Raw genomic sequence first — 11,921 nt, 5'->3', positions numbered from 1 at the left:
GGGCTGCGCGACCGACCGCTATGAAGGTACCTGGATCACGCCTGCCGTCATGCTGGCCTACCATCGACTCCACGAGCTGGGCCATGCTCACTCTATCGAGGTCTGGGAGGGAGAGGAGCTGGTTGGCGGCATGTACGGCGTTGCTCAGGGGGCGCTGTTCTGCGGCGAATCGATGTTCAGCCGCCGGGTCAACGCCTCAAAAACCGCCCTGCTGGTGTTCTGCGCGGAGTTCTTGCGTCAGGGGGGCGAGCTGATCGACTGTCAGGTGTTGAATGAGCATACTGCCTCGCTGGGCGTGGGTGAAATGCCGCGTCGGGAATACCTGCAGCATCTGGAGCGTCTGCTTCACCAGCCGCTTTCTCCACGCTGCTGGCTGCCGCGCACCTTATTTACGCCAGGCCCGTGAATGTTTTCGGCATATTTTCTTTCAGAGTGCTATAATAGCGGCGCAGAGTAGCTTCTGCCTGTTGCCCCGCCGCCGCTTGGGAATAGCTCGAATCAGGTAACGCCCATCGTTTATCTTATCGCTCCCCCTTAGGTTTGCGCGTTTTGCGCCGCTTCGCTGGCGCGAGGGTAATACGCCAAGGTTACTTTGCTGCGTTTTATAAGCACAAATCTTTACTTAACAGACGAACTTCGGCATTATCTTGCCGGTTCAAAAATTTTGGTAGTGATACCCCCGAGGACTAGATGGCCAAAGAAGACAATATTGAAATGCAGGGTACCGTACTTGATACGTTGCCTAATACCATGTTTCGCGTAGAACTGGAAAACGGTCACGTGGTAACTGCGCATATCTCCGGTAAAATGCGTAAAAACTATATCCGCATTCTGACGGGCGACAAAGTGACTGTTGAGCTGACCCCGTACGACCTGAGCAAAGGCCGCATTGTCTTCCGTAGTCGCTAATCGCATCGCTGCTGTGCGGTAATTGCACAGATTATGAATAGTAAAAGGCCGGGAATTATCCCGGCCTTTTTTATTGGCGTGAGTGAGAGATTAATGCGCCGCTTCCGGCTTGTGCTTCTGCGCACCCTGGAAGCCGTAAACCAGCTCGTTTTTCTCTGTATCCAGCTCGACCGTTACCTGACCACCGTCCACCAGCGAACCAAACAGCAGTTCGTTGGCCAGCGGTTTTTTCAGGTTGTCCTGAATCACACGTGCCATTGGACGTGCACCCATGGCGCGATCGTAGCCCTTCTCTGCCAGCCAGTCGCGTGCTTCCTGACTGACCTCCAGCGAGACACCTTTCTGATCCAGCTGCACCTGAAGCTCGACGATAAACTTATCGACCACCTGATGAATAACGTCGGTAGAGAGGTGATCGAACCAGATAATGTTGTCGAGACGGTTACGGAACTCCGGCGTAAAGATCTTTTTGATCTCTTCCATCGCATCGGTGCTGTTGTCCTGATGGATCAGGCCGATGGATTTACGCTCGGTTTCACGTACCCCGGCGTTGGTCGTCATCACCAGTACTACGTTACGGAAGTCCGCCTTGCGCCCGTTGTTATCGGTCAGCGTGCCGTTATCCATCACCTGCAGCAGCAGGTTAAAGACGTCCGGGTGCGCCTTCTCAATCTCATCGAGCAGCAGTACCGCATGCGGATGCTTGATCACCGCGTCCGTTAACAGCCCGCCCTGATCGAAGCCAACGTATCCCGGAGGCGCACCAATCAGGCGGCTTACGGTATGACGCTCCATATACTCGGACATATCAAAGCGCAGCAGCTCAATACCCAGCGCTTTGGAGAGCTGAACCGTAACTTCGGTTTTACCGACCCCGGTCGGTCCGGCAAACAGGAACGAGCCCACCGGCTTATGATCCTGGCCGAGTCCGGCGCGGCTCATCTTAATGGCTTCGGTTAAGGCCTCAATGGCCTTATCCTGACCAAAGACCAGCATTTTCAGGCGCTCGCCGAGGCTCTTCAGCGTATCGCGATCGCTCTGGGAAACGCTCTTCTCAGGAATACGCGCGATGCGGGCCACCACCGTTTCGATATCCGCCACGTTGATGGTTTTTTTACGCTTGCTGACCGGCATCAGACGCGCACGCGCCCCCGCCTCGTCAATCACGTCGATAGCCTTATCCGGCAGATGGCGATCGTTAATGTATTTCACCGCCAGCTCTACCGCTGCACGCACCGCTTTTGCGGTATAACGCACGTCATGGTGCGCTTCATACTTCGGCTTCAGGCCGTTGATAATCTGCACCGTCTCTTCGACAGACGGCTCGGTGATATCAATTTTCTGGAAGCGACGCGCCAGAGCACGGTCTTTCTCAAAGATGTTGCTGAACTCTTGATAGGTGGTAGAGCCCATCACGCGGATCTTGCCGCTGGAGAGCAGCGGTTTGATCAGGTTTGCCGCATCGACCTGACCACCCGACGCGGCACCCGCCCCGATAATGGTGTGGATCTCGTCGATAAACAGAATGCTGTTGCTGTCCTGTTCAAGCTGCTTCAGCAGCGCCTTGAAACGTTTCTCAAAGTCACCGCGGTACTTGGTCCCGGCCAGCAGCGAGCCAATATCCAGCGAGTAGATGGTGCAGTCGGCCATTACTTCCGGCACGTCGCCCTGCACGATACGCCAGGCAAGGCCTTCCGCAATCGCCGTTTTACCTACGCCGGATTCACCCACCAGCAGCGGGTTGTTTTTGCGGCGACGGCACAGAACCTGGATAGCTCGCTCAAGCTCCCTTTCGCGACCGATCAGCGGGTCAATGCCGCCGACACGAGCAAGCTGATTGAGATTGGTGGTGAAGTTTTCCATACGTTCCTCCCCGCCTGCCTGCTCTTCGTGATTTGCCTGGCTGCCGGGTTCGGAAGCCTGATTCGGTTCATCTTTCCGCGTGCCGTGGGAGATAAAGTTTACCACGTCGAGACGGCTCACCTCATGCTTACGCAGCAGATAGGCAGCCTGAGACTCCTGTTCGCTAAAGATGGCCACCAGTACGTTCGCGCCGGTCACTTCGCTACGGCCGGAGGACTGAACGTGGAAGACCGCGCGCTGCAGTACACGCTGGAAGCTGAGCGTCGGTTGCGTATCGCGCTCGTCTTCGCTGACGGGCAGCACGGGTGTGGTTTGTTCGATGAAGGCTTCGAGTTCCTGACGCAGCGCCACCAGATCGACAGAGCACGCCTCAAGCGCCTCGCGAGCCGATGGGTTGCTGAGCAGAGCCAGCAATAAGTGCTCTACGGTCATAAACTCATGTCGGTGCTCGCGCGCTCTGGCGAAAGCCATATTTAAACTGAGTTCCAGTTCCTGGTTGAGCATTGGGCACCCCCTCAATAGTTTGCCTTAATCAGGCGAGTTCCTGCGTACACAACAACGGATGTTCGTTCTCCCGGGCGTATTTGTTCACCATCTCCACCTTGGTCTCTGCTACTTCAGCAGTGAAAATGCCGCAGATGGCTTTCCCGTGATAGTGAACCGTGAGCATCAATTGCGTAGCGCGTTCTACATCATAAGAAAAGAACTTTTGTAGCACGTCAATAACAAATTCCATCGGCGTGTAATCATCGTTCATTAACATAACTTTATACATAGATGGCGGTTTTAGCGCGTCGCGCAGCTTATCCGCCGTCAATTGGTCAAAATCCAGCCAATTATTAGACTTACCCATCGTTGTTCGCTTTCATCTAAGGTTGCCATTTCCGACAGAGTGCACCCTGTCGTTGACTTGAGTCTAGATGCATTTTGAATCTACATCAGGATCCAAATAACTAACATCTATCATTGCTATTCGCGAGGCCTGTCACAAACCCAGGCAATAGCGTTAACTGCTTCAAATTTTCGAGTGAATCATCCTGCCGGATGCTGCCAAACGCTTGACGCTAACCCCGATTTATCTAAATTGTACAGGCGAGAGTTGGCGAGGTTTTGAACAAACCCAGACTCTGCCACCGGTTCATTCCATCTTACTCAAAGAAGATTAACGAAGGATGTCGAAGCATGGAAACGGGTACTGTTAAATGGTTCAACAACGCTAAAGGGTTCGGTTTTATCTGCCCTGAGGGCGGCGGCGAAGATATCTTCGCCCACTACTCTACCATCCAGATGGAGGGTTACAGAACGCTCAAGGCAGGACAAACCGTCCAGTTTGATGTACACCAGGGGCCGAAAGGCAATCATGCCAGCGTCATCGTGCCCGTTGAAGCGATGGCGTTCGTCGAGGTCGAGGCCGTTGCCTGACGCCGCTTAGTTTAATTGTGTACATCCTGAACCTAAAATGCCAGCCACACGCTGGCATTTTTATCACCCTATTCCCGCGCCAGCGCCTCAACGGGATCGAGTCGAGCAGCGTTACGCGCCGGCAGCCAGCCAAACAGCACCCCGGTAAAGGTTGAGCAGACAAACGCCGTGATCAGTGCGATTGGGGAGAAGCCAATCTCCCAGCCGGGTAAAAAGAGTTGAAGCGTAAAGGCGATGAGCATCGACAGGCAGACGCCTAACGCGCCCCCCACCAGGCAGACCAGCACCGCCTCGATCAAAAACTGTGACAGCACGTCGGTTTTACGCGCCCCGACCGCCATGCGGATACCAATCTCCCGGGTGCGCTCGGTGACCGAAACCAGCATAATATTCATCACGCCGATGCCACCCACCAGCAGGGAGATCACCGCCACCAGCGTCAGGAACAGCTGTAGAGTACGTGTGGTCTTTTCTGCGGTTTTCAAGATCCCATCCATGTTCCAGGTGAAGAAATCTTTTTTGCCGTGCCGTAGGGTAAGCAGTCGCGTCAGCTGGAGTTCAGCCCGTTCGCTGCTGTAGCCTTCGTTCACCCGCACGGTGATAGAGTTCAGCCACGACTGGCCCATAATGCGTCCGGACATGGTGGTATAGGGCAGCCAGACGCGCAGGATCTTGCTGCTGCCGAACATGCTCTGCTTCTCCTGGGCTACGCCGATCACCGTCGCAGGCATGTTGCCCACCAGCACAATTTCTCCCACCACCTTGGCCTTATTCGGGAAGAGCTGACGTCGGGTGTTCTCGTCGAGGATCACAACCTGGGCACGGCCGGAAAGCTGCTGATCGTTGAAGGTGGTCCCCTCGCTGAAGGTCATCCCATAGACGTTAAAATACTGCCCGCTGACGCCGTTCGCGCTGGCGGCCACATCCGTCCCGCCGTAGCGCAGGCGCAGGTTCTGGGAAACCGCCGGGGTTGCCGAGCGAACCCAGGGCTGTTTCTGGATAGCAATCAGATCGTCATACTTCAGCGCCTGCTGATACTGCGGATCGTCATCGCCGAAATCTTTCCCCGGATAGACGTCAATGGTGTTAGTGCCGATGGCGCGAATATCGGCCAGCACCAGCTGCTTGGCGGCGTCCCCCACCACCACAATCGACACCACCGAGGCGATGCCGATAATAATCCCCAGCATGGTCAGCAGGGTGCGCATCTTGTTGGCCGCCATCGCCCGCCACGCCATGGTCAGTGCCTCACGAAAACCGCTGCTGAACTGCTGCCAGCCGTTGTCGGGCTGCACGCTGGGCTGCTGGCGGACGGCTTCCGGCTTCACGGCAGGCGGCGGATTGCGGATAATCTCGCCGTCGCGGATCTCAATGATCCGTTCAGCCTGCGCTGCCACCTGCGGATCGTGAGTGACGATAATTACCGTGTGGCCCGCATCGCGGAGCTGATGGAGGATGGCCATGACCTCCTCCCCCGAATGGCTATCCAGCGCCCCGGTGGGCTCATCGGCGAGGATCACCTGTCCGCCGTTCATCAGCGCCCTGGCAATACTGACGCGCTGCTGCTGGCCGCCGGAGAGTTGAGAGGGCTGATAGCTCTCCCGCTCCGCCAGCCCCAGCCGCTTAAGCAGCGCGTTGGCGCGGGCCAGCCGTGCTTTGCGCTCGGTGCCAGCGTAGACCGCAGGCACCTCCACGTTTTGCGCCGCCGTCAGGTGAGAGAGCAGATGGTAGCGCTGGAAGATAAAGCCGAAATGCTCCCGGCGCAGGCGGGCCAGCGCGTCACCATCCAGCGTGGCGACGTCCACCCCCGCCACCCGGTAGCTGCCGCTGGTGGGTTTATCCAGGCAGCCAAGAATATTCATCAGCGTCGATTTACCGGAGCCGGATGCACCCACAATGGCAACCATCTCACCGGCGGCGATATCCAGGGTGACGCCTTTCAGCACCTCGACCATGCCTTCGCCCGACGGGTAGCTGCGGCGAATATCCCGCAGCTCAAGCAGGGTCGTCATGGTGCAACTCCGGCGTTGTCCTGGCCGATGACGACCTCATCGCCCTCCTCCAGGCCTTTCACCACTTCAGCGTCGGTGTCATTGCGCGCCCCGAGCGTCACCTCGCGCTCGCGGGTTTCACCGTTGCGCAGTAGCGTGACCTTGTAACGGTTATCGCCAATGGGTTCACCCAGCGCCGCCAGCGGAATGGTCAGCACGTTTTTCACCGTCGAGAGTTGAATATGGACCTGAGCGGTCATCTCCAGACGCAGCACCCCCTGCGGGTTTGGCACCTCAAAACGCGCATAGTAGAAGATGGCGTCGTTGACCTTCTCCGGCGTCGGCAGAATATCCTTCAGCACCCCTTCGTAGCGCGTCAGCGGATCCCCCAGCACGGTAAACCATGCTTTCTGCCCCGGCTTAAGGTGAATAACGTCCGCTTCTGACACCTGGGCTTTGACCAGCATGGTGCTCATATCCGCCAGGGTGAGAATGTTCGGTGCCTGCTGGGCAGCGATCACCGTCTGGCCTTGCAGAGTTGTAATCTGCGTCACTTCGCCCGCCATCGGGGCGATAATCCGCGTGTAGTCGAGGTTGGTTTTTGCCGTGTCGAGGGTAGCCTGGTTACGCTTGATCTGCGCCTCGATAGTGCCGGTCTGCGCCTCTTTTACCGCCAGTTCGGTGGCGGCGCTGTCGAGATCCTGACGCGATACCGCCTGGGTCTTTGCCAGCTGCTGCTGACGGGAGAGCGTTACCGCCGCCAGTTGCTTCTCCGCCTCCGCCTGACGGCGCTGGGCGCGCAACTCCATCAGCGTCGCCTCTACTTCACGGATCTGGTTCTGCGCCTGCTCGGGATCGATCACCCCCAGCAGCTGATCCTTTTTCACCTTGTCGCCGATGTTAACTGACAGGGTTTTTAGCTGCCCGCTCACCTGGGCACCTACGTCAACCTTGCGCAAAGCATCCAGCTTGCCTGTCGCCAGCACGCTCTGCTGAAGCTCTCCAGGCCGGACAATCAGCGTCTGGTATTGCGCGATCGGCGCATTGAGCTTCTGCCATCCCCAGATGGCGACGATCAGCAGGAGCAGCGCCAGCGCGACGTAAATCTTCCTGCGTTTTCCCTTAAGATTCATAAAAATTCCGGATAGTTAACCTGGCTACACTGAAACAATTCTATATGAACCGCCTGCCGCTGAAACCCTCTCTTTTTTTGCCTCGACGTTTCAGGATTAGTCTGCCCGCCCTCGCGCCAGCCACAGCACGCGGGAGAACATGCTGCGCAGCAGCGGCGGCACCGCCTCGACGCCGCGCCGTCCCGCCTCCAGCGCTACCTCGATGGCTAGATCCGGCTTCGAGGAGCGGTGGATCGCTTTAACGATCACCCGCCGCTCGTTCATGCGGATCCCCTCCGGCAGCTCGGCCACGCGGTGGTAGACGTCGGCAAAGCCCTGACGGTACATAAAATGCTCCATATCAAGGGCGGGCAGCACCGTTAAATGCTCTCGCTCCTGAGCCTTGTCATTATCGAGCAGGCTGCGCACCGTGGCGGCGTATTTTTTCCCCGCCTCATCGCCGTCGACCAGCACATGCCACGCGATGCCCATCCGGCGGGCAAACTTAACCAGCGGCTTAAGGCCGGACTGAGCAAACTCAATCACCTTAATCCCTTCAGCATCAAAGTGGTGTCCGCACTGGCGGGCCAGCTCGCTGATGGTCCAGGTCTCGGTCTCCCCCTCCACCAGCAGCCAGCAGCGGGCAAAGAGCGACGAGGGACGGTTGGCGCGAATATGAAAGGCGATACGGCGGCCATCCTCCGCGCTCAGCCCGCCCGGCCCCAGCCGCCAGGCAGCAACCCGAGAGGCCTCGCGCACCAGCCGACAGAGATGCTCGACGGGCGTCAGAGAGAGCAGCTCTCCGGAGTTAGTGGTGGTGATGCGCTGGAGCGGCAGCAGGTTGAGCAGGTGCCAGGCCACCGAGAGCATAATCGGGTGCAGGCGCGTCTCGGGATCTTCGATCAGCAGCAGCGGGCGCGCGTCCCTGTCCAACTGCACGGCCCCCTTGGCTTTTAACAGGGTGGCAAACAGGCCCAGCAGGATCACCCGATGGCTGCGGCCGCCGGGCCGGTCGATCATCCGGTTGATGATATCGAGATAGCGCCAGCTACGCTGCTCATCGTGGGAGCGGCGGCGCATCAGGCGCTGGCGCGATTCACCGGTGCCCTGCTCGGCAAAATAGTGCTCCAGCAGTTGCACCATCGCCGATAGCCCCTGGCGGATCTGCCCGTCGCTGAGGTTCTGCGGACGCGAAACCAGATCGTGAGCCAGCACGTCGAGCTGACGGGCGGTGATGTCTACCTCCGGCAGATCCGGCACGCTGCCGTTGCGAATACGGCGCATAAAACGGGCATCGCGCAGACGCAGAACCGGCATCAGCCGGACCAGGTGCCGTGCCAGATCATCGGCTTCCGTCAGCGCCAGCGTCTGGCCTTCGGCATCAAGAAAACTGCGCCGGGTGGTGACATGGCTCTCATGGGTCTGCTCTGCTTCGAGGCGGTAGAAAATACGCCGATAACCATCCGCTCCTTCTGCCATACAGTTGGCCAACGGGCGATAACGACGGGCGCGATAGTTACCCGGCTCGGCTTCACAAAAGGTCAGAATAATATGCAGGTGGCGATCGCGACCCTGGAGATCACCAGGTGGAAACCAGAAGTCATTGCGGGTAAACGTATACAGATCCGTTTCCGGTGAAAGCAGAAGCGTGAGCGCGTCCAGCAGGCTCGATTTCCCCCACGCATTTTCCCCTATCAGAACGTTATTGTGCTCTAGCATCAGCGACAAACGATTGATGCCGCGAAACCCTACAATCTCTACCCGCTCAAGTCGCATTTCGCCTCCCACAGAGTGATTTTTAATAATTACATAAATTTGCGGGATGCTTAACGACATTCTTTCCCTTGCTACCCCTTTAGGGTGAGTCGTCCCTCAGCAAAATTGCGCTAAATCAATCTCCCTGCAGATAGCATAAATATCGCTTTCACCACCTTTCGCCGGGGAATAATCTTAAACATGTATTTAAAATATAACTTTAAAGGTGTGACTATGTTTTGTGTGCAATGTGAACAAACTATCCGTACCCCGGCTGGCAACGGCTGCTCCTATGCGCAGGGTATGTGCGGTAAAACCGCAGAGACCTCTGATCTACAGGATCTCTTGATCGCAGCGCTGCAAGGCTTGTCCGCCTGGGCGCTCAAAGCCCGCAATTACGATGTGATCGATCATGAGATCGATAGCTTCGCCCCGCGCGCCTTTTTCTCCACCCTGACTAACGTGAACTTTGATTCACCGCGCATCGTTGGCTATGCCCAGGAAGCCATCGCCAAACGCGAGGCGCTGAAAGCGCTGTGCCTGAGCATCGATCCGGACGCTTCCGTTGATAACCCGATGGCGGGATTACAGTTGGTCAGCGACGACCTGGGCGAGCTTCAGCGTCAGGCTGCGGTCTTTACCCCGAACAAAGACAAAGCCGAAATCGGCGACAATATTCTTGGCCTGCGCCTGCTCTGCCTCTACGGCCTGAAAGGTGCGGCGGCCTACATGGAGCATGCCCACGTGCTCGGCCAGTACGACAACGCCATCTACGCCCAGTACCATAAAATCATGGCGTGGCTCGGCACCTGGCCAGCGGATATGAATGCCCTGCTAGAGTGTGCGATGGAGATCGGGCAGATGAACTTCAAGGTGATGAGCATCCTCGACGCCGGGGAGACCAGCGCCTATGGTCATCCGACTCCGACCCAGGTTAACGTCAAGGCGGTAGCCGGGAAATGTATTCTGATCTCCGGCCACGATCTGAAGGATCTGCACAACCTGCTGCAGCAGACCGAGGGCACAGGCGTGAACGTCTATACCCACGGCGAGATGCTGCCGGCGCATGGCTATCCGGAGCTGCGTAAGTACAAACATCTGGTAGGTAACTACGGCAGCGGCTGGCAGAACCAGCAGGTAGAGTTTGCCCGCTTCCCTGGCCCGATCGTAATGACCTCCAACTGCATCATTGACCCGGCCCCGGGTGCCTATGACGATCGTATCTGGACCCGCAGCATCGTCGGCTGGCCGGGCGTTAGCCACCTCGAAGGCGATGATTTTGCGCCGGTGATCGCCCAGGCCCAGCAGATGGCGGGCTTCCCCTACAGCGAAATTGAACACCTGATCACCGTCGGCTTTGGCCGCCAGACCCTGCTCGGCGCGGCCGATACGCTGATCGACCTGGTGAGCCGGGAGAAGCTGCGCCACATCTTCCTGGTAGGCGGCTGCGACGGCGCGCGCGGGGAGCGTAGCTACTTTACCGATTTCGCCACCAGCGTGCCGGACGACTGCCTGATCCTGACCCTGGCCTGCGGTAAGTATCGCTTTAACAAGCTCGACTTCGGCAACATCGAAGGGCTGCCGCGCCTCTTGGATGCCGGACAGTGCAACGATGCCTACTCAGCGATTATTCTGGCAGTGACCCTCGCAGAGAAGCTGGGCTGCGGGGTCAACGACCTGCCCCTGTCGCTGGTACTCTCGTGGTTCGAGCAGAAAGCGATTGTCATCCTGCTGACCCTGCTCTCGCTGGGCGTCACCAATATCGTTACCGGTCCAACCGCACCGGGCTTCTTGACCCCGGATCTGCTGGCGGTGCTGAACGAGAAGTTTGGCCTGCGTTCGGTCACCACCGTTGAACAAGATATGCAGCAGCTGCTGAGCGCGTAAGGAGGAGATGATGACGATGCCAACCTCACAGTGCCCGTGGCGGATGCAGGTTCACCATATTCATCAGGAGACGCCGGATGTCTGGACGCTCTCCCTGCTGTGCCACGACTACTATCCGTACCGTGCCGGACAGTATGCGCTGGTCAGCATCGGCAACGCCGCCGATACCCTGCGCGCCTATACGCTCTCCTCCACGCCGGGGGTGAGCGAGTACATTACGCTGACCGTTCGCCGTCTTGACGACGGAGTAGGCTCGCAGTGGCTGACGCGGGAGGTGAAGCGCGGGGACTATATCTGGCTCTCTGACGCCCAGGGTGAGTTTACCTGTGACGATAAGCCTGGCGACCGGGTGCTGCTGCTGGCAGCAGGCTGCGGCGTTACGCCGATTATGTCGATGCGCCGCTGGCTGGCGAAATACCGCCCGCAGGCTGACGTGCAGACTATCTTCAGCGTGCGCTCACCGCAGGATGTCATCTTCGCCGACGAGTGGCGTGACTATCCGGTTACCCTGCTGGCAGAGCATGACGCCACCTTAGGGTTTATTCCCGGTCGGCTGACCGCCGAGCTGCTCCAGCGCGTGCCGGATCTCGCCTCGCGTACCGTGATGACCTGCGGCCCTGCCCCCTATATGGAGTGGGTGGAAAGCACGGTGAAATCGCTGGGCGTAACGCGCTTCTACAAAGAGCAGTTCTTTGTCCCGGCATCGGCAGCGGCCAGCAGCGGGCTGAAGATCAGCGCCCTGCAGCTGGCGCGGGAGTTCTACGCGCCAGTCGGCACTACCCTGCTGGAGGCGATGGAGAGCAACAAAGTCCCGGTTAACGTAGCCTGCCGGGCGGGCGTGTGCGGCTGCTGTAAGACGAAGGTGGTTTCCGGAGAGTATTCGGTGACCAGCACCATGACGCTGACGGACGCTGAGGTTGCAGAGGGCTACGTGCTGGCCTGCTCCTGCCAGCCAGAGAGTGAGTTGGTTCTTGCCTGAATA

The 11,921-nt window shown here is 58.1% G+C and carries 10 protein-coding genes; 5 read left to right on the top strand and 5 right to left on the bottom strand.

The window, feature by feature from the left end; all coding sequences use genetic code 11:
* Together aat and infA are read left to right on the top strand one after the other, a co-directional pair.
* Positions 1 to 406, top strand: a 406-nt coding sequence (aat, locus tag FN633_RS06200) for a leucyl/phenylalanyl-tRNA--protein transferase (protein ID WP_154058842.1), incomplete at its 5' end; no start/stop codon positions are given.
* Between the two features lie 284 nt (positions 407 to 690).
* Positions 691 to 909 (top strand): translation initiation factor IF-1, encoded by a 219-nt coding sequence (gene infA / locus FN633_RS06195; RefSeq protein ID WP_002211347.1) that lies wholly within the window; start codon positions 691 to 693, stop codon positions 907 to 909.
* A 90-nt stretch (positions 910 to 999) separates the two neighbouring features.
* Here the strand turns inward: infA and clpA are convergent, their stop codons facing one another.
* Together clpA and clpS are read right to left on the bottom strand one after the other, a co-directional pair.
* Complete coding sequence (clpA, locus tag FN633_RS06190; protein WP_154057112.1) at positions 1,000 to 3,276, bottom strand: ATP-dependent Clp protease ATP-binding subunit ClpA; 2,277 nt, start codon at positions 3,274 to 3,276, stop codon at positions 1,000 to 1,002.
* A 28-nt stretch (positions 3,277 to 3,304) separates the two neighbouring features.
* Positions 3,305 to 3,625 carry an ATP-dependent Clp protease adapter ClpS gene (clpS, locus tag FN633_RS06185; protein WP_042392390.1) on the bottom strand — a complete coding sequence of 107 codons (321 nt, stop codon included), beginning with the start codon at positions 3,623 to 3,625 and terminating at the stop codon, positions 3,305 to 3,307.
* A 329-nt stretch (positions 3,626 to 3,954) separates the two neighbouring features.
* On the opposite strand from clpS, the gene cspD reads away from it, so the two are divergent.
* A complete protein-coding gene (cspD, locus tag FN633_RS06180; protein WP_154057111.1) occupies positions 3,955 to 4,194 on the top strand; it encodes a cold shock-like protein CspD in 240 nt (79 codons plus the stop codon).
* A gap of 68 nt (positions 4,195 to 4,262) precedes the next feature.
* Here the strand turns inward: cspD and macB are convergent, their stop codons facing one another.
* The 3 genes from macB to FN633_RS06165 form a co-directional block, all read right to left on the bottom strand.
* Complete coding sequence (gene macB, locus FN633_RS06175) at positions 4,263 to 6,206, bottom strand: macrolide ABC transporter ATP-binding protein/permease MacB (protein ID WP_154057110.1); 1,944 nt, start codon at positions 6,204 to 6,206, stop codon at positions 4,263 to 4,265.
* Positions 6,203 to 7,318 (bottom strand): macrolide transporter subunit MacA, encoded by a 1,116-nt coding sequence (gene macA / locus FN633_RS06170; RefSeq protein WP_154057109.1) that lies wholly within the window; start codon positions 7,316 to 7,318, stop codon positions 6,203 to 6,205. Before macA ends, macB begins: the two co-directional genes overlap by 4 nt.
* A 96-nt stretch (positions 7,319 to 7,414) precedes the next feature.
* A complete protein-coding gene (locus FN633_RS06165) occupies positions 7,415 to 9,073 on the bottom strand; it encodes an ATP-dependent endonuclease (protein WP_154057108.1) in 1,659 nt (552 codons plus the stop codon).
* Positions 9,074 to 9,286: 213 nt separating this feature from the next.
* Between FN633_RS06165 and hcp the strand changes: the two genes are divergently transcribed.
* Together hcp and hcr are read left to right on the top strand one after the other, a co-directional pair.
* On the top strand, positions 9,287 to 10,939 hold the full coding sequence (gene hcp / locus FN633_RS06160) for a hydroxylamine reductase (RefSeq protein ID WP_154057107.1): 1,653 nt from the start codon (positions 9,287 to 9,289) through the stop codon (positions 10,937 to 10,939).
* 10 nt (positions 10,940 to 10,949) lie between these two features.
* Positions 10,950 to 11,918 carry an NADH oxidoreductase gene (gene hcr / locus FN633_RS06155; RefSeq protein ID WP_154058841.1) on the top strand — a complete coding sequence of 323 codons (969 nt, stop codon included), beginning with the start codon at positions 10,950 to 10,952 and terminating at the stop codon, positions 11,916 to 11,918.
* Positions 11,919 to 11,921: the final 3 nt, after the last annotated feature.

Origin of the sequence: Pseudescherichia vulneris, from assembly GCF_902164725.1 — a bacterium.
In the GTDB taxonomy this organism is placed as follows: Bacteria; Pseudomonadota; Gammaproteobacteria; order Enterobacterales; family Enterobacteriaceae; genus Pseudescherichia; species Pseudescherichia vulneris.
Note: the sequence above shows the minus strand (reverse complement) of the source record. Positions and strands in the feature narration are given on the sequence as shown.

Bases quoted from the DNA above. Each gene is read 5' to 3' on its own strand.
- infA (WP_002211347.1), top strand. From the start codon at position 691: ATGGCCAAAGAAGACAATATTGAAATGCAGGGTACCGTACTTGATACG.
- clpA (WP_154057112.1), bottom strand. From the start codon at position 3,276: ATGCTCAACCAGGAACTGGAACTCAGTTTAAATATGGCTTTCGCCAGA.
- clpS (WP_042392390.1), bottom strand. From the start codon at position 3,625: ATGGGTAAGTCTAATAATTGGCTGGATTTTGACCAATTGACGGCGGAT.
- cspD (WP_154057111.1), top strand. From the start codon at position 3,955: ATGGAAACGGGTACTGTTAAATGGTTCAACAACGCTAAAGGGTTCGGT.
- macB (WP_154057110.1), bottom strand. From the start codon at position 6,206: ATGACGACCCTGCTTGAGCTGCGGGATATTCGCCGCAGCTACCCGTCG.
- macA (WP_154057109.1), bottom strand. From the start codon at position 7,318: ATGAATCTTAAGGGAAAACGCAGGAAGATTTACGTCGCGCTGGCGCTG.
- FN633_RS06165 (WP_154057108.1), bottom strand. From the start codon at position 9,073: ATGCGACTTGAGCGGGTAGAGATTGTAGGGTTTCGCGGCATCAATCGT.
- hcp (WP_154057107.1), top strand. From the start codon at position 9,287: ATGTTTTGTGTGCAATGTGAACAAACTATCCGTACCCCGGCTGGCAAC.
- hcr (WP_154058841.1), top strand. From the start codon at position 10,950: ATGACGATGCCAACCTCACAGTGCCCGTGGCGGATGCAGGTTCACCAT.